This is a genomic window from Pseudomonas sp. HLT2-19-2 (genome assembly GCF_054898005.1).
Map to the genome: position 1 here is coordinate 1,974,789 of NZ_CM142712.1, position 17,285 is coordinate 1,992,073.

18 protein-coding genes are annotated in these 17,285 nt (G+C 59.1%); 13 read left to right on the forward strand and 5 right to left on the reverse strand.

Annotated features, from left to right (window positions below; all coding sequences use genetic code 11):
* Positions 1-222 precede the first annotated feature (222 nt).
* The 10 genes from ACYZTU_RS09190 to ACYZTU_RS09235 all read left to right on the forward strand — a co-directional run bounded on the left by ACYZTU_RS09190 (position 223) and on the right by ACYZTU_RS09235 (position 10,068).
* Positions 223-972 (forward strand): electron transfer flavoprotein subunit beta/FixA family protein, encoded by a 750-nt coding sequence (locus ACYZTU_RS09190; protein ID WP_461969570.1) that lies wholly within the window; start codon positions 223-225, stop codon positions 970-972.
* Positions 973-974: 2 nt separating this feature from the next.
* Positions 975-1,904, forward strand: a complete 930-nt coding sequence (locus ACYZTU_RS09195; protein WP_461969572.1) for an electron transfer flavoprotein subunit alpha/FixB family protein — start codon at positions 975-977, stop codon at positions 1,902-1,904.
* 80 nt (positions 1,905-1,984) lie between these two features.
* Positions 1,985-2,821 carry a substrate-binding periplasmic protein gene (locus ACYZTU_RS09200; protein WP_461969574.1) on the forward strand — a complete coding sequence of 279 codons (837 nt, stop codon included), beginning with the start codon at positions 1,985-1,987 and terminating at the stop codon, positions 2,819-2,821.
* Between the two features lie 9 nt (positions 2,822-2,830).
* Entirely contained in the window at positions 2,831-3,187 is a 357-nt protein-coding gene (locus ACYZTU_RS09205; RefSeq protein ID WP_461969576.1) for a DUF4398 domain-containing protein, read from the forward strand.
* Positions 3,184-3,996, forward strand: a complete 813-nt coding sequence (locus tag ACYZTU_RS09210; RefSeq protein WP_461969578.1) for an OmpA family protein — start codon at positions 3,184-3,186, stop codon at positions 3,994-3,996. Before ACYZTU_RS09205 ends, ACYZTU_RS09210 begins: the two co-directional genes overlap by 4 nt.
* Before the next feature lie 288 nt (positions 3,997-4,284).
* Positions 4,285-5,724 carry an aminotransferase-like domain-containing protein gene (locus ACYZTU_RS09215; protein WP_461969579.1) on the forward strand — a complete coding sequence of 480 codons (1,440 nt, stop codon included), beginning with the start codon at positions 4,285-4,287 and terminating at the stop codon, positions 5,722-5,724.
* Positions 5,725-5,812: 88 nt separating this feature from the next.
* Positions 5,813-6,286 (forward strand): translation initiation factor 2, encoded by a 474-nt coding sequence (locus ACYZTU_RS09220; RefSeq protein WP_461969581.1) that lies wholly within the window; start codon positions 5,813-5,815, stop codon positions 6,284-6,286.
* Between the two features lie 165 nt (positions 6,287-6,451).
* Complete coding sequence (locus tag ACYZTU_RS09225) at positions 6,452-6,706, forward strand: YkgJ family cysteine cluster protein (RefSeq protein WP_461969583.1); 255 nt, start codon at positions 6,452-6,454, stop codon at positions 6,704-6,706.
* 41 nt (positions 6,707-6,747) lie between these two features.
* Entirely contained in the window at positions 6,748-7,353 is a 606-nt protein-coding gene (locus ACYZTU_RS09230) for an START domain-containing protein (protein ID WP_461969585.1), read from the forward strand.
* Between the two features lie 621 nt (positions 7,354-7,974).
* Positions 7,975-10,068, forward strand: a complete 2,094-nt coding sequence (locus ACYZTU_RS09235) for an LTA synthase family protein (protein ID WP_461969587.1) — start codon at positions 7,975-7,977, stop codon at positions 10,066-10,068.
* 61 nt (positions 10,069-10,129) lie between these two features.
* Here ACYZTU_RS09235 and ACYZTU_RS09240 read toward each other — a convergent pair whose 3' ends face one another.
* Positions 10,130-10,288 (reverse strand): DUF3309 family protein, encoded by a 159-nt coding sequence (locus ACYZTU_RS09240; RefSeq protein ID WP_172901242.1) that lies wholly within the window; start codon positions 10,286-10,288, stop codon positions 10,130-10,132.
* A 277-nt stretch (positions 10,289-10,565) separates the two neighbouring features.
* On the opposite strand from ACYZTU_RS09240, the gene ACYZTU_RS09245 reads away from it, so the two are divergent.
* From ACYZTU_RS09245 to csrA, 3 genes are all read left to right on the forward strand, one after another.
* On the forward strand, positions 10,566-11,381 hold the full coding sequence (locus ACYZTU_RS09245) for an SDR family oxidoreductase (RefSeq protein WP_461969589.1): 816 nt from the start codon (positions 10,566-10,568) through the stop codon (positions 11,379-11,381).
* 64 nt (positions 11,382-11,445) lie between these two features.
* The gene (locus ACYZTU_RS09250) at positions 11,446-11,778 is read left to right on the forward strand and encodes a YnfA family protein (protein WP_449644096.1); all 333 of its coding nucleotides are present in this window, start codon (positions 11,446-11,448) and stop codon (positions 11,776-11,778) included.
* A 153-nt stretch (positions 11,779-11,931) separates the two neighbouring features.
* Positions 11,932-12,117, forward strand: coding sequence for a carbon storage regulator CsrA (gene csrA / locus ACYZTU_RS09255; RefSeq protein WP_282481278.1), 186 nt, complete (start codon positions 11,932-11,934; stop codon positions 12,115-12,117).
* 5 nt (positions 12,118-12,122) lie between these two features.
* On the opposite strand, the gene ACYZTU_RS09260 is transcribed toward csrA, so the two are convergent.
* The 4 genes from ACYZTU_RS09260 to ACYZTU_RS09275 all read right to left on the reverse strand — a co-directional run bounded on the left by ACYZTU_RS09260 (position 12,123) and on the right by ACYZTU_RS09275 (position 17,210).
* Positions 12,123-12,350 carry a YheU family protein gene (locus ACYZTU_RS09260; protein WP_025212539.1) on the reverse strand — a complete coding sequence of 76 codons (228 nt, stop codon included), beginning with the start codon at positions 12,348-12,350 and terminating at the stop codon, positions 12,123-12,125.
* Between the two features lie 63 nt (positions 12,351-12,413).
* Positions 12,414-13,604 (reverse strand): osmoprotectant NAGGN system M42 family peptidase, encoded by a 1,191-nt coding sequence (locus ACYZTU_RS09265; RefSeq protein ID WP_461969591.1) that lies wholly within the window; start codon positions 13,602-13,604, stop codon positions 12,414-12,416.
* 84 nt (positions 13,605-13,688) lie between these two features.
* Positions 13,689-15,434 carry an N-acetylglutaminylglutamine synthetase gene (gene ngg, locus ACYZTU_RS09270; protein WP_461969593.1) on the reverse strand — a complete coding sequence of 582 codons (1,746 nt, stop codon included), beginning with the start codon at positions 15,432-15,434 and terminating at the stop codon, positions 13,689-13,691.
* Between the two features lie 3 nt (positions 15,435-15,437).
* Complete coding sequence (locus ACYZTU_RS09275) at positions 15,438-17,210, reverse strand: N-acetylglutaminylglutamine amidotransferase (RefSeq protein ID WP_461969595.1); 1,773 nt, start codon at positions 17,208-17,210, stop codon at positions 15,438-15,440.
* Positions 17,211-17,285 lie beyond the last annotated feature (75 nt).

A 17,285-nucleotide genomic window follows, 5' to 3' on the forward strand; every position in this document is an offset into this window, starting at 1 on the left:
ATGGCAGTACAGGGTGATGCGCCGTGCAAGTTTGCTGCGCAGTTTACACGCCGCGATATTGAATGACTTGTCGGTCATCACTGACGAACGGTCATCTGCATCGTGAGCGCTTGTCACTTGACACCTTTGTCAGCGTTTTTAGAGGTGCCCTTGCGCCGATGAGCATCAAACCGCCAGGTTCGCCTAGGCGACTTCTTTTCACCGGAGAGTAACGAGGAATCCATGAAGGTTCTTGTAGCTGTCAAACGCGTTGTGGATTACAACGTCAAGGTTCGCGTCAAGGCGGACAATTCCGGCGTCGACCTCGCCAACGTGAAGATGTCGATGAACCCGTTCTGCGAAATCGCAGTGGAAGAAGCCGTACGCCTGAAAGAGAAAGGTGTTGCGACTGAAATCGTCGTCGTCTCCATCGGCCCGTCTACCGCTCAAGAGCAACTGCGCACCGCGCTGGCTCTGGGTGCCGACCGCGCCATCCTCGTCGAATCCGCCGAAGATCTGACCTCCCTGGCCGTTGCCAAACTGTTGAAAGCCGTTGTCGACAAGGAACAGCCTCAGATGGTGATCCTTGGCAAACAAGCCATCGACAGCGACAACAACCAGACTGGCCAGATGCTCGCAGCATTGAGCGGCTACGGTCAGGGCACGTTCGCGTCCAAAGTCGAAGTCAGCGGCGACAGCGTTGCCGTGACTCGCGAAGTCGACGGCGGCGCGCAGACGGTTTCCCTGAAACTGCCGGCCATCGTCACCACCGACCTGCGTTTGAACGAGCCGCGCTATGCGTCCCTGCCAAACATCATGAAAGCCAAGAAGAAGCCTCTCGAAGTGCTGACTCCGGACGCTTTGGGCGTTTCCACCGCCTCCACCAACAAGACCGTGAAAGTCGAAGCGCCAGCTGCACGTAGCGCGGGTATCAAGGTCAAGTCGGTGGCTGAACTGGTCGAGAAACTGAAAAACGAAGCGAAGGTAATCTAATCATGACTATCTTGGTAATCGCAGAACACGACAACAAGGTAGTGGCCCCGGCCACCCTGAACACCGTGGCTGCCGCTGCGAAAATCGGTGGCGACATCCACGTACTGGTCGCTGGCCAGAACGTTGGCGCCGTGGCTGAAGCTGCTGCGAAAATCGCTGGCGTTGCTAAAGTGCTGGTGGCCGATAACGCCGCCTACGCTCACCAACTGCCGGAAAACGTAGCGCCGCTGGTCGTCGAGTTGGGCAAGGGCTACAGCCACATCCTGGCTGCCGCTACCTCCAACGGCAAAAACATCCTGCCGCGCGTTGCCGCTCAGCTGGACGTTGACCAGATCTCCGAGATCATCTCGGTCGAAAGCGCTGACACGTTCAAGCGCCCGATCTACGCCGGTAACGCTATCGCGACCGTTCAGTCGAACGCTGCGGTCAAAGTGATCACCGTTCGCGCCACCGGTTTCGACCCGGTTTCTGCTGAAGGTGGTTCGGCGGCTGTTGAAGCCGTTGCGGCTGCTCACGACGCGGGCACTTCGAGCTTCGTCGGCGAAGAATTGGCCAAGTCCGATCGTCCGGAACTGACCGCTGCCAAGATCGTCGTTTCCGGCGGTCGCGGCATGCAGAACGGCGATAACTTCAAACACCTGTACGCCCTGGCCGACAAGCTGGGCGCTGCCGTCGGTGCTTCCCGCGCCGCGGTCGACGCAGGTTTTGTACCCAACGACATGCAGGTCGGTCAGACCGGCAAGATCGTTGCTCCACAGCTGTACATCGCCGTCGGTATCTCCGGCGCGATCCAGCACCTGGCCGGCATGAAAGACTCCAAAGTGATCGTTGCGATCAACAAGGACGAAGAAGCGCCGATCTTCCAGGTGGCCGATTACGGCCTGGTGGCGGACCTTTTCGAAGCCATCCCTGAGTTTGAGAAGCTGGTCTAATCCAGCGGCCTGACTTATAAAGAGCCCGACCTTTTGGTCGGGCTTTTTTTTGTTCCGGATTTGAGTGGGAGAGTGTTGCCATGGATCTGCGCCGCGTGGGTGGCTGGTCATTACTGCTGGGTCTGACAATGTTGCCGATGTTGTCCAATGCTGCCGGCAAGTGCGAACGCCTGGTGGTGACTGGCGGCCCGGATGCGCCACCGTACCTGTGGCAAGACCCGCAAAACCCCAAGCACCTGATCGGCGCCAGTGCTGACCTGTTGCAGCAAGTGGCGGGGGAGCTGGGGATCAAGGTCGAACTGCTTTACGCCGGCAAACGTTCCCAGGCCCTGGACGAAGTGCGCAGTGGGCGCATGGACATGCTGGCGGATGCGTCATTGACGGTCAGTGAACTGGAAACTCTGGATTACATTCATCCACCGTTATTGGAAAACGATTACCTGGTCTGGACCCGCAAAGACTCGACGCTGGTCTACAACGAAGCGCAGGACCTTCACGGTCATCCCGGCGCGTTGTCGGAAAAGTCTCGTATGACCCCGGCATTCGGCACGTTCGCCGAGCAGCAATTGACCCTCGCACGTACGCCTAACCTGACCCAGGCCTTTCAGAAATTACTGCTGGGCGAGGTGGAATTTGTCCTTGCCGGACGCTACTCGGGCATGGCTGCTGCGCAGACACTTAACCTGTCCAACGACCTGATCGCCCGACCACAACCGATCGACAAACCCGGCCTGTTCCTCGCGGTTTCCCACAACTCAGCCTGCAACGATCCGTGGTTGCGCGGACAGCTGGCCAAAAAGATGACAGAATTGCCCGCGTCCGGACTGACGGAAGCCGTGCTGCAACGCAATATCGAGCGCTGGAAGGCGCAACAGCAGCAATCGCCGCCACAACCCGTCAGTACCCCAAAACAGTAGGGATTTTTAGTGAGTATTCGACCTCTTTTCGCTGCCCTGGCCGTTCTGGCTCTGGCGGGTTGTGCAGCCGATCCGGCGCCGAATGAACAAATTCGCCTGACCGAACAGGCACTGGTACAAGCCAAAGCCGTGGGCGCCACCACCACCGATGTGCCGGAACTGAAGCTGGCCGAAGACAAGTTCGCCCGTGCCCAAGGCGACATGACCGATCAGTCCTACAAACATGCGCGCATGCGGGCTGAGCAGGCTGAGCTGGACGCGCGTCTGGCCGAAGCCCGGGTTCTGACCCTCAAGAGCGAGGAGCAGTTGAACGTGCTCAATACCCGCATTACTCGCCTGCGCAAGCAACTGGGAGATGCCCAATGAGCCTCAAGACCAAAGCGCTCGGCGGTTTGATTCTGGCAGGCTGCGTAAGTCTCTATGGATGTGCCGGCCAGCACAGCGAGGCCGTGTTGCAGCAAGCCAGTACTGACTTCCAGAAGGTCAAGGAAGACTCCAACGTGCTGCGTATTGCGCCCAAGGACGTGATTCGCGCGGGGGAGTCGCTGGCCCGCGCCGATCGTCTGACCAGCTACTGGGGCAGTGGATCGGACGTGCGGCATTACGCTTACCTGAGTGAGCGCTACAGCGAAATCGCGCGTGAACACACCAATCAGGTGCTCAACGAAGAACGTGCAGCGAAGCTCGAACTGGAGCGTCAGCGCCTGCAGCTGGCCCTGCGCGAATCCAAATTGCTCAGCGTGCAGCAGCAGGGCAAATGGCTCGAAGAACAGATTGTCGCGCTGGCGACCACCCAGACCGATCGCGGTCTGGTGATGACCTTGGGCGATGTGCTGTTCGATACGGGCGAAGCAGAGTTGAAAAACTCGGCGAACCGCGTGGTGCTAAAGATTGTGCAGTTCCTGCAGCTCAACCCCAAGCGTGTGGTGCGCATCGAAGGCTACGCCGACAGTACCGGCGGCAAGCAGGAAAATCTCAAGCTGTCTCGCGACCGTGCGCAATCGGTAGCGAACGTGCTGATGGATCTGGGCATCGACGACAAACGCATCCAGGTCGAAGGGTATGGCGATGAATACCCGGTGGACGTGAACGCCTCCGAACGGGGCCGGGCACAGAACCGTCGGGTAGAAATTGTGTTCTCCGACGCAAAAGGCCTGCTCGGCGCTGCCCGGTAGGAGCTGGCGGAGCCTGCGAACTTTTGATCTTGCTCTTGATACTCAATTGGGCCTGGAAAGATCGCAACCTCGTTTCACTCGACAGCTCCTACAACCCGGCCTGCCAGTCAGCGCCGGGTTTTTTTGTGCCTGCCATTTACCTCTCGCCGGGCCAATAAAAGCAGTACAGTTTTTGCTGACAATGCACTGTACGGTCGACTATTGTGGCAACTGTCCCAGTACACTTCTAAACTGTTCCGGTATTGTTTCACACAAGAATAAAATGCCCGTGAAATCGAGTGCTGCGTCATGACCAATCTCTTGCTCTACCAACGTATTGCTCAGCAACTGGCCGAAGACATCCGCCGTGGCGTCTATCAACCAGGGGAGCGCGTGCCTTCGGTGCGCAAAATGAGCTCGCAGCTTAACGTCAGCCATGCGACGGTGTTGCAGGCTTACGCCAACCTCGAGGATCAGGGGCTGATTCGCGCCCGGCCGCAGTCGGGTTACTACGTGCACCAGACCCCGGCCCTGACCGCGCCGACACCGGACATCGCCCGGGTCGAACGTCCCGGTCTGGTCACTCGCAGCAGCATCATTCAACAAGTCTTGGTCGAATCTCGCCGCGAAGGTGTGTTCCCTTTGGGCGCGGCCGTGCCGAGCGTCGATTATCTGCCGGTGCGGGCGCTGCATCAGCAATTGGCCAAGGTCACCCGTTTCCATAGCCCGCGTGCCTTCAGCTACATGTTCAGCCCCGGCTTCGAGCCATTGCGCCGTCAGGTTGCGATTCGCATGCGCGATGCCGGCGTAGTGGTCGATCCGTCGGAAGTGGTGATTACCCACGGCTGCGTCGATGCCTTGCAGATGTCGCTGCGCGTGCTGACCCGGCCGGGCGACCTGATCGCCGCCGAGTCACCGACTTATTACGGTTTGCTGCAACTGGCCGACCTGCTGGGCCTCAAAGTCATCGAGATCCCGAGCGACCCGGCGACCGGCATGAGCCTCGAAGCCCTGCAATTGGCAGCCAACCAGTGGTCGATCAAGGCGCTTGTGCTCACCACTCGCTTGAGCAATCCGCTGGGCGGCACCATGCCCGAAGAGCGGCAGAAACAGCTGCTGCGCCTGGCCTCGGATTTCGACATTCAGATCGTCGAGGACGATATCTACGGCGAGTTGATGTTCGAGCAGGGTCGCACCAAGTCGCTTAAAGCCTACGATCGGCTGGACCGGGTGATCTACTGCTCAAGTTTCTCCAAAACCCTGTCCCCGGGCGTGCGGATCGGCTGGATGATTGCCGGCAAGTACCAGCAGGAAATCCAGCGTTTGCAGACGTTCAGTACTCATTCGGCTTGCAGCGTCACACAAATGGGCATTGCGGCCTATCTGGAGAATGGTGGTTACGACCGGCATTTGCGCTACATCCGTCAGGAGTACCGCAAGAACCTCAGCGCTTTCCAGCTGGCCGTGCAGCAATACTTCCCGGAAGGCACGCAGATGACCCGGCCTACCGGCGGCTTCATTCTTTGGGTCAGTCTGCCGGGGCGGGTCAACACTCAGGAGCTGCACGTTCGTGCGTTGCAGCAGGGCATCAGTATCGCGCCGGGGCTGATTTTCAGTAACACCGAGCAGTTCAATCACTGCATTCGACTGAACTGCGGCACACCCTGGAACCGTGAAGCCGAGCGTGCATTGATGACCCTGGGCATGCTGGCCACCCAGCTCTGCCAGGAGATGACCGGCGGCCTGTGACGGGGCTGGCAGGTTATTCCTGTCCGTGCTTGTCATGTTGCCTGCAACAGGCGAGCATATGGCCTCCTGCCGTTGCGCCGTTGGGTCCATGAAATCGATTTTCCCCGCCGTCTGGCTTTCGATCTGCCTGCTGATGACCTTCCAGGCCGAAGGCGTCATGGCGGCTTCCGTTCAGGAAAAGCCGGCAGCCAGCGCCACATCGAAAAACCCGGCTCCCGGCAAAAAAGCCGTGCCGGTCAAAAAGAAAGCGGCCCCGGTGAAAAAACGACCGCCGATTGCCTCCAAGTCCAAACCCGCCAGTGAGGTCGTGAAAACCAAGCTTCCTTCGGCTGATCTGGATTTGAGCCTGCCCGAGGACATGGCCGAGGAGCTGAAACCGATCGGTACGGTAGCGTTGCCACGGCACGATGCGGTATTGCCGCAAATGTTTGGTGACAAGGCCGGCAGCACTCCGTTTCAGCTCAATGGAAGGCTTATCAGCAACGAAATGCAGTTGCAGCTGCGTAACGAAGAGCGCTATGAAGTCGAAGGCGCAGCCCTGGAATTCGAGTTCAAACGATAATTTCTTCCCATCGGTGACCCGCTGGCCAGACGCTTTGTCGGAGACTGGTCAGTAACGCTCGTTTGAGCGAAAAAACTTGGGTCCAGGCAATTTTAAACAAGCGTTTTAGCGGTTACTCTTTGCCACGTCCATTAACACATCGCCCGTCGCGAGGAGCTCGTCGTCATGAAATGCCGTGAAGACTGTGGCGCCTGTTGCATTGCCCCTTCCATCAGTTCACCGATTCCCGGCATGCCCAAGGGCAAAGCCGCCGGAGAACGTTGCATACAACTCTCTGCCGAAAACCTGTGCAGTGTTTTCGGCAAACCGGAACGTCCTGCCGTGTGTTCGGCGTTCGAAGCCGACACTGAAGTCTGCGGAAGCAGCAGTGACGAAGCGATCAAATTGTTGGGTTGGTGGGAGAAAATGACGGCTGCGTGATGTGTACAACGAACGGAACTTCAACAATAAGGAATGAGATTATGGGTTCGCTGCATCGTATGGCTGTGCTGTGTGGTTTGACGGTAATGCTCGCCACCACGGCTGCTCAGGCCGAAGACTGGAAAGTCGCCAAGGAACAGGACGGCATCAAGATCTCCTTGAGCGAGGTGGCCGGCTCCGATTACAAGGCCTACCGTGGCGTCACACTGATGAAGACCACCATGGCCAAACTGCGTGCATTGCAGGAAGACGTGCCAGGCGCCTGCGTCTGGATTCACGAATGCAAAACCCAGAAGCTGCTCAAGCACGAAGGCGATCAGAGCTGGACCTACACTCAATTCAATACCCCTTGGCCGGTCACCGCGCGTGACTCGGTGTTGCATGTGACCACCGTCGAGGGTGCCGATGGCAGCCTGACCCGTAAACTCGAAGGCGTGCCGAAGTACATTCCTGAGGAAAAAGGCTTTGTGCGGGTGACCAAGGTCGATGGTTTCTGGAAGTTCGTGCCCAAGGGTGACCAGATCGAAGTGACCTATCAGGTGCACACTGAGCCGGGCGGTAGCATACCGTCGATGGTCGCCAACAAGTTTGTGGTCGATGCGCCGTTCAATACCCTGAAAGCCCTGAAAGAACGCGCCGAGAAGTAACTGCGGCGCTCTTTTGATTGGGGTACATATCCGTTTCTGCGGTAATGGCTGCTTAGGGTTCCGCCCTTACGGCAGGTCACTTTGGAAAAGAATCCCAAAGTGGTCCTGCTCCGTGGGCCCGCCGCCATCGGCCATCCATGGCCGGGGGCGGCTAACCCGGCATCCATGCCGGGTTGCCCACTGCGCAGAACCTCCACTCGGCCTCTCGAGGGGGCGTGCACCGCAAACGCCAAAGCGAGGCGGCCTACCGGCCGGCCTGGCTTCAAGTGAACGCATTTCCCTGTAGGAGCTGTCGAGCGCAGCGAGGCTGCGATCTTTTGATCTTGCTGTTGCCGTTGCTAAGTCGCCTTTACCGCAGAAACGGATATGCCCCCGAACTAACGGGCATGAGGATCTGGGGACTTTATTTTGTTTCCGGATATCGCGTTGCACGAAATTTTCACAAAGTCTCCAAGACAATTCGCCCGCGCCAAACATGCCGGGCAGTAATCAATGGCAATGCCGCGGTTGATCGTGCAACATTTGCGCACCGCGCAAGCCCCGGGGCCGAGTACTGGCCAACAGAGGGCAGGGCGCAGCTGTCTTTTTGAAACTTCAACTTCCAATGGGTCCTAAAACGACATGGCAATCCCGGACGCCCTGAATCAGCAGCGAGCTTCAAGTCGCCTGCTGCAACCGACCGTCAAATCGCATCTGGCCTACACGCTGCTGTGTGCCCTGGTCATGATGGTCATGTTCAGCCTGCTGCGCGTTGCGCTGCTGGTTTACAACAGTGAGATGATCCTCGACACCCCGGCCTCGACCTTTTTCGAAGCGTTCGCCAACGGTTTGCGTTTCGACCTGCGTCTGGTGGTCTATCTGAGCATTCCGTTGCTGCTGGCGCTGTTCAGCGCCCGAGCGATGGCCGCACGCGGGTTCTTCCGTTTCTGGCTGACCATTGCCTCAAGCATCGCGCTGTTCCTCGGCCTGATGGAGATGGACTTCTACCGCGAGTTCCACCAACGCCTCAACGGCCTGGTCTTCCAGTATGTGAAGGAAGATCCGAAAACCGTGATGAGCATGCTCTGGTACGGTTTCCCGGTGGTTCGCTACCTGCTGGCCTGGGCCGTGGGGACGTTGATCCTGACCCTGGCGTTCAAGGGCGCCGACCGCGCCACCCGTCCTCGTGGTCCATTCAGCGGCGGCAGCATCGGCACGCGCCAGATCGCCCCGTGGTATGCGCGCATCGCGGTGTTCGTCGTCTGCCTGCTGGTCTGCGTGGTGGCTGCTCGCGGCACGTTGCGTCAAGGCCCGCCAATGCGTTGGGGGGACGTTTACACCACCGACTCGAACTTCGCCAACCAGTTGGGCCTCAACGGCACATTGTCGTTGGTCGCCGCGGCCAAGAGCCGGATGTCCGAAAATCGCGACAACATCTGGAAGGCCACCCTGCCACAGCCTGAAGCGCAGAAAGTGGTGCGTGACATGCTGGTGATGGCGGACGACAAGCTGGTCGATACCGAAACCGCAGCAGTGCGTCGCGATTACACGCCGCCGGCCGACAAGACACTGCCGATCAAGAACGTCGTCGTGATCCTGATGGAAAGCATGGCCGGTCACTCGGTGGGTGCCTTGGGCGCACCGGGCAACATCACACCGTACCTCGACAAACTGTCGAAGGAAGGCCTGATGTTCGACCGCTTCTTCTCCAACGGGACCCATACCCACCAGGGTATGTTCGCAACCATGGCATGCTTCCCGAATCTGCCGGGTTTTGAATACCTGATGCAGACGCCGGAAGGCAGCCACAAGTTGTCCGGCCTGCCGCAATTGCTCAGTGCCCGTGACTATGACGACGTGTATGTTTATAACGGCGACTTCGCCTGGGATAACCAGTCGGGTTTCTTCAGCAGCCAGGGCATGACCAACTTCATTGGTCGTAACGACTTTGTTAACCCGGTGTTCTCCGATCCGACCTGGGGCGTGTCCGACCAGGACATGTTCGACCGCGGTCTGGTCGAGCTCAAGGCGCGGGAAAACGGCAAGCCGTTCTATGCGTTACTGCAAACCCTGTCCAACCACACGCCATACGCCTTGCCGACGCCACTGCCGGTCGAGCCTGTCACCGATCGCGGTAGTCTGAACGAGCATTTGACCGCCATGCGTTACGCGGACTGGGCGCTGGGTCAGTTCTTTGAAAAGGCCCGCAAGGAGCCGTATTTCAAGGAAACCCTGTTTGTGATCGTCGGAGACCACGGTTTTGGCAACGAGCGTCAGATCACCGGAATGGACCTGGGCCGCTTCAACGTGCCGATGCTGATGATCGCACCGGGCATCCAGGAGAAGTTCGGCCAGCGTGACCACACCGTGGGCACTCAGATCGACATCGTGCCGACCATCATGGGTCGTATTGGTGGCGAAGTGCGTCATCAGTGCTGGGGGCGTGACCTGCTTAACCTGCCTGAAGGTGACCCCGGTTTTGGCGTGATCAAGCCGTCGGGTAGCGAGCAGACCACCGCCATCATCACGGCCGATCAGATCCTGGTGCTGCCGAAAGAAAAGGAAATGGCGCCGAAGTTGTACCAGTACGAACTGGGCGCGACACCTCACGCCGAGATCGTTGCGGATGCGCCGCGTACCGCTGAGCTGAAGCTCAAGCTCGAAGCGTTCCTGCAAACGGCGACCAAGAGCCTGATCGACAACACCGCCGGTGTGGTTGACGGCAAGCCGGACTAAGTCTTGACGCAATAAAAAAGAGGCCCTTGAAAAGGGCCTCTTTTTTTTGCCGGTTAAACCTTTATATCTTGCCGAGCAACAGCAGAATCAACAGCACCACCAACACGACGCCGATGATACCCGACGGGCCATAACCCCAACTTCTGGAGTGCGGGAACACTGGCAGACCACCAATCAGCAAGAGGATCAGGATTACGATAAGAATTGTGCCCATGTCTATTTCCTTGTTGGAAGTGTTCTGGAATACCTGGCGTTTAACTGTCAGCCGGGATGCTATAAACCAGGCTGCTTACAAAATCCGACTGTCGCATATGAAAGAAAATTCCAAGTTTTTTTAATGTTTTTCGAAGAAAGGCTTATTTCTTTTTTATTACTCTAGTTGGTTCAGACGCTCCCGCGGTTTGCTCGGGCCATTCAGCAATCTGATGGAGCGTGGGTCGGGCATTGTCCTTCGCTACACTCGATGCATCTTCCCCGGAACTACAAGGCTGTTTGCTATGCAAAATCGCATGATGATCACTGGCGCGGGCTCGGGCTTAGGTCGCGAAATCGCGCTGCGATGGGCGCGTGAAGGCTGGCAGCTGGCCTTGTCGGATGTCAGCGAACCCGGTCTGCAGGAAACCCTGAAGCTTGTTCGCGAAGCCGGTGGCGATGGTTTTATTCAGCGTTGCGACGTGCGCGATTACAGCCAGCTGACCGCCTTCGCTCAGGCTTGCGAAGAGAAACTCGGTGGCATCGATGTCATCGTCAACAACGCCGGCGTTGCCTCGGGCGGGTTCTTCAGTGAGCTGTCCCTGGAGGACTGGGACTGGCAAATCGCGATCAACCTGATGGGCGTGGTCAAGGGTTGCAAGGCCTTCCTGCCGCTGCTGGAAAAAAGCAAAGGCAAGATCATCAACATCGCGTCGATGGCAGCCCTGATGCAAGGCCCGGCCATGAGCAACTACAACGTGGCCAAGGCTGGGGTGGTGGCGTTGTCCGAAAGCCTGCTGATCGAATTGGCGCAGCAGGAAGTGGGCGTGCATGTGGTCTGCCCGTCGTTCTTCCAGACCAACCTGCTGGACTCTTTCCGTGGCCCGACGCCGGCGATGAAAGCCCAGGTCGGCAAGTTGCTGGAAAGCTCGCCAATCACCGCTGCCGACATTGCCGATTACATCTATCAGCACGTCGCCGCCGGGGAATTCATGATTCTGCCGCACGAACAGGGCCGTATGGCCTGGGCGCTCAAGCAGAAGAACCCGCAATTGCTCTACGACGAAATGACCGTCATGGCCGACAAAATGCGCGCCAAGGCCAAACAAAACGCAGGCTGAGCTTGCCCGTGCACGACACCGTCGTTAGGGTGGCCGCAATCGGTCATCCTCGCGAGACGTTTGCATGCTCAATTACCTGTGGTTTTTTCTTGCCGCACTGTTTGAAATCGCCGGATGCTTTGCCTTCTGGATGTGGCTGCGCCAGGGCAAAAGCGCCTGGTGGGTGGTGCCGGCTCTGCTCAGCCTGACCTTGTTCGCGCTGCTGCTGACCCGCATCGAAGCGACCTACGCCGGTCGCGCCTACGCCGCTTATGGTGGCATCTACATCATTGCGTCGATTGGTTGGCTGGCGGTGGTCGAGCGGGTTCGTCCGCTGGGCTCGGACTGGATCGGCGTGGCGTTGTGTGTGATCGGGGCGAGCGTCATCCTTTTCGGGCCGCGGTTCTCCGCCTCCTGAAGGATCGGTCCTTCAATCAATCGATTTGTCAGACGTTTCCTTAGGAAGCGTTCGTCCTGCGCTGTAGGGATGGACTGATTGTCTGTCAGCGCATTGAAGAGCTGCTGCATGCGAGGCATCTTCAGGGTCCGATAACCCTGAAGGATGAATGTCATGCTTGTACTCAGTCGCGTTGTGGGCGAATTGATTTCCATCGGTGACGACATTTCCGTGCGCATTGTCGCGGTCAACGGCAACACTGTGCGCTTCGGTGTCGAAGCGCCGCAGAACGTCAGCGTGCACCGGGCGGAGGTCTACGACCGCATCCAGGCCAAACGGGCAAAAAACAAAGGGCGCTGAAGGCCTCAGTCGAACAGGTGCTTGGGCACATCATGCTTGAGCATCAACTGGCATTGCTCGCTGTCTGGATCGAAGACAATCAGCGCCTGGCCCTTGGTCAGTGCCTGGCGAACCCGCAGAACACGGGTTTCCAGCGGCGTGTCATCACCGTTGTCCGTACCGTCACGGGTTACGAAATCCTCGATCAGGCGAGTGAGGGTGTCGACTTCAAGTTGGTCGTGGGGAATGAGCATGGGCACCTCGGCTAAACAATGTCGCGATGCTACGGCGGTTGAACGCACAGGACCAGCGTTCGCTTAGTTATCGTTGCGCTGCCCCACCAGACTATCCACCGACGGCACCCGCGTATCGCTTTCCATCTGCGTCTCATGTTCGATCTGATGGCTGAACCGGTCCAGTGAGCCCTTGGCCGGTTGTGCATCGCTGGCAAACACCGGCGGACTAAGGATGTAGGCGCCGAGCAATCGACTGAGCGCAGCAAGGCTGTCGATGTGGGTACGTTCGTAGCCGTGAGTGGCGTCGCAGCCGAAGGCGAGCAGGGCGGTGCGAATGTCGTGCCCGGCAGTGACCGCCGAATGGGCATCGCTGAAGTAGTAGCGGAACAGGTCGCGGCGCACCGGCAACTCGTTGTCACTGGCCAGTCGCAGCAGGTGCCGCGACAGGTGATAGTCATAAGGTCCGCCGGAATCCTGCATCGCCACGCTCACGGCGTGTTCGCTGGAGTGCTGGCCCGGCGCAACCGGGGCAATGTCGATGCCGACGAATTCGCTGACGTCCCAAGGTAATGCGGCCGCGGCGCCGCTGCCGGTTTCCTCGGTAATGGTGAACAGCGGATGGCAATCGATCATCAGCTCTTCGCCGCCGTCGACGATCGCTTTCAACGCCGCCAACAAGGCTGCCACACCGGCCTTGTCGTCGAGGTGTCGAGCGCTGATGTGGCCGCTTTCGGTGAACTCCGGCAATGGGTCGAAGGCGACAAAATCACCGACGCTGATCCCCAGAGAGTCGCAATCGGCACGGGTGGCGCAATAAGCATCCAGGCGCAGTTCGATGTGATCCCAACTGATCGGCATTTCATCCACGGCGGTATTGAACGCATGCCCGGAAGCCATCAGCGGCAGCACGCTGCCACGGATCACGCCGTTGTCGGTAAACAGACTGACCCGGCTGCCCTCGGCAAAACGGCTGGACCAGCAACCGACGGGGGCCAGGGTCAGACGACCGTTGTCCTTGATCGCGCGCACCGCCGCACCGATGGTGTCGAGGTGGGCGGAGACCGCACGGTCGGGGCTGTTCTTCTTGCCCTTGAGAGTGGCGCGGATGGTGCCGCGGCGGGTCATCTCAAAGGGAATGCCCAGCTCTTCAAGCCGCTCGGCGACATAACGCACGATGGTGTCGGTGAACCCGGTCGGGCTGGGAATGGCGAGCATTTCCAGCAGGACTTTTTGCAGGTAGTTCAGATCCGGTTCCGGAATTTTGCTGGTCATGGAAACTCCTGATGAGTTGAGGCCTGGTCGTTCCCACGCAGACGGTTCGACGCCTCGACGTGGGAACGATCATGAAGGGGATGGTCAGGCCGCTGGCTGACTATGTGGAAACAACAAATCCACAAATCGCTCGGCCGTCTGCTGCGGTTCATGGTTGGCCAGTCCGGCACGCTCATTGGCTTCGATAAATACATACTCCGGTTGATCGGCGGCGGGCACCATCAGGTCGAGCCCGACCATCGGAATATCCAGCGCACGCGCCGCGCGCACTGCCGCGTCCGCCAGGGTCGGATGCAGGATCGCCGTGACATCCTCGAGAATGCCGCCGGTATGAAGATTCGCTGTACGCCGTACGAACAAATGCTCACCGGCCGGCAGAATACTGCTGTAGTCATAACCCGCCGCGTGCAAGGTGCGCTCGGTCTCAGCGTCCAGGGGGATTTTGCTTTCACCGCTGGTAGCCGCCTGACGACGCCGGCTCTGGGCTTCGATCAGCTCAGCGATGGAATGCTGACCATCGCCCACCACTTCTGCCGGTCGGCGAATGGCCGCGGCGACCACCTCAAAACCGATCACCAGAATCCGCAAGTCGAGGCCTTCGTGGAAACTCTCCAGCAGCACGCGACTGTCGAACTGGCGGGCGGATTCGATGGCTTGCAGCACCTCTTCGATGGTGCGCAGATCCACCGCGACGCCTTGGCCCTGTTCGCCATCCAGCGGTTTGACCACCACGCGTTCGTGCTCGTCGAGAAAGGCCAGATTGTCATCGGCGTTGCCGGCCAGTTGCTGCGACGGCAGGTTCAGCCCGGCATTTTTCAAGACCTTGTGGGTCAGGCTCTTGTCCTGACACAACGTCATGCTAATTGCACTGGTCAGATCGCTCAGTGACTCACGGCAACGAACACGCCGACTGCCATGCACCAAGGTGAACAGACCGGCCTCGGCGTCATCGACCTGTACTTCGATGCCGCGCCGATGGGCTTCATCTACGATGATCCGCGCATACGGGTTGAATTCGGCTTCGGGACCGGGGCCCAGAAACAGCGACTGATTGATCCCGTTCTTGCGCTTGATGGCGAAGGTCGACAGGTTGCGAAACCCCAGCTTGGCGTAAAGACTTTTCGCTTGGCGGTTGTCATGCAGCACTGACAAGTCCAGGTAACTCAGCCCACGGCTCATGAAGTGCTCGATCAAATGCCGCACCAGTACTTCGCCGACACCCGGTCGCGAACAGTGCGGATCAACTGCCAGGCACCACAAGCTACTGCCATTCTCTGGATCGTTGAACGCCTTGTGATGATTGAGGCCCATGACACTGCCGATGATCGCGCCGCTGTCTTCGTCTTCGGCCAGCCAATACACCGGGCCGCCCAGATGACGTGGGGTCAGCAAGTTGGCGTCGATCGGCAGCATGCCCCGCACTTGGTACAGCTGATTGATCGCCTGCCAATCCATATCGCTTTGCGCACGACGAATGCGAAAGCCGCGGAACACGCGGGTCGCCTGCCGGTAATCGCTGAACCACAGACGCAAGGTGTCGGACGGGTCGAGAAACAACTGGGCCGGCTCCAGCCCCAGCACTTGCTGGGGCGCAGCCACGTACAAGGCGATGTCGCGTTCGCCGGCCTGCTCGTTGAGCAGCTCTTGGGCAAGGCTCGCCGCATCGGGGAAGGTGTGGCCGATCAGCAACCGGCCCCAGCCGCAATGCACGGCTATCGGTGCGGCGCCCAATTCGCTGCCGTCTTCGGCCAGACGCGCCTGCAAGCGTTCGTACGAGGGCGCCTGACCGCGCAACAAGCGTTGGCTGTAGGCCGTGGCGTGGGGTTTCATCGATCAGATTCCTTGTTCACTGAGCCACAGGTTCAGCGCCGCCAATTGCCACAGCTTGGAGCCGCGCAATGGGGTCAACTGGCCTTGCGGATCGGTCAGCAGGCGGTCGAGCATCTCTGGCTGGAACAGGCCGCGATCCTGGCTCGGATCAAGCAGCAATTCGCGCACCCAGTTCAGCGTATCGCCTTGCAGATGCTTCAGGCCGGGGACCGGGAAGTAGCCTTTCTTGCGGTCGATCACTTCACTCGGAATGACCAGCCGCGCGGCTTCTTTCAAGACTTGTTTGCCGCCGTCCGGCAGTTTGAATTTGCCCGGCACGCGCGCCGACAATTCCACCAGGCGGTAGTCGAGAAACGGCGTGCGCGCTTCCAGGCCCCAGGCCATGGTCATGTTGTCGACGCGTTTGACCGGGTCGTCCACCAGCATGATCGTGCTGTCCAGACGCAGGGCCTTGTCCACCGCCGCATCGGCGCCGGGCTGTGCGAAATGTTCTTTGACGAAGTCACCGGCCGCGTCATTCGCTGTCAGCCATTTCGGCTGCACAGTGGCGGCGTAGTCGTCGTAGCTGCGGTCGAAAAACGCATCGCGATAGGCCGCGTACGGATCGGCGGCACCGTCGACTTGTGGATACCAGTGATAACCGGCGAACAACTCGTCGGCACCCTGGCCGCTTTGCACCACCTTGCAATGCTTGGCCACTTCACGGGACAGCAGATAGAAAGCAATGCAGTCATGACTGACCATCGGTTCGCTCATGGCGCGGAAAGCCGCAGGCAGTTGCTCGATGATCTCTTTTTCGTCAATGCGCAGTTGGTGATGCTGCGTGCCGTAGTGCTTGGCGATCAGGTCCGAATACTGGAACTCGTCGCCGCGCTCGCCGCCGGCATCCTGGAAACCGATGGAGAAGGTCGACAGGTTTTCCACACCGACTTCACGCAACAGACCGACCAGCATGCTCGAATCGACCCCGCCCGAAAGCAGCACACCGACATCGACCGCCGCACGTTGACGGATCGCCACCGCGTCACGGGTGCTGTCGAGTACACGGTCGCGCCAGTCTTCGAGTGTCAGATTCATCTCGTCGGCGTGTGGTCCGTAGGGCAGGGTCCACCAGGTTTTCTGCTCGGTGGTGCCATCCGCTTCGATGCGCATCCAGGTGGCCGGCGGCAGTTTTTCGATGCCGGCCAGCAAGGTGCGCGGCGCCGGGACCACGGCGTGGAAATTCAGGTAATGATTGAGTGCCACCGGATCGAGGATGGGATTGATGTCGCCGCCCTTGAGCAACGCCGGTAGCGCCGAGGCAAAGCGCAGGCGCTGGCTGGTGCGAGACAGGTACAGCGGCTTCACGCCGAGACGGTCGCGGGCGATGAACAGGCGTTTAGCGTCGCGCTCCCAGATGGCGAAGGCGAACATGCCGTTGAGCTTGGGCAGCAAAGCTTCGCCCCAGGCGTGATAGCCCTTGAGCAACACTTCGGTGTCACCACCGGAATAGAAGGCATAACCCAGACTTTCCAGCTCGGTACGCAATTCCGGGAAGTTGTAGATCGCGCCGTTGAAGGCCAGGGACAAGCCCAATTGATTGTCGACCATCGGCTGCGCCGAGCCGTCCGACAGGTCCATGATTTTCAGGCGACGATGGCCAAGGGCAATCGGCCCCTGACTGTGAAAACCCCACGCGTCAGGGCCGCGTGGTGCCAGGTGATGGGTAATCCGCTCAATCGCGGCCAAGTCGGCCGGTTGATGGTCAAAACGTAATTCTCCAGATAATCCGCACATAAAGTCCTTACCGGTTTTTCCGTTGGGGAGGGTCAATCGATACCGCGCCAAAAATGGCGGGTACTCAGAAACTGA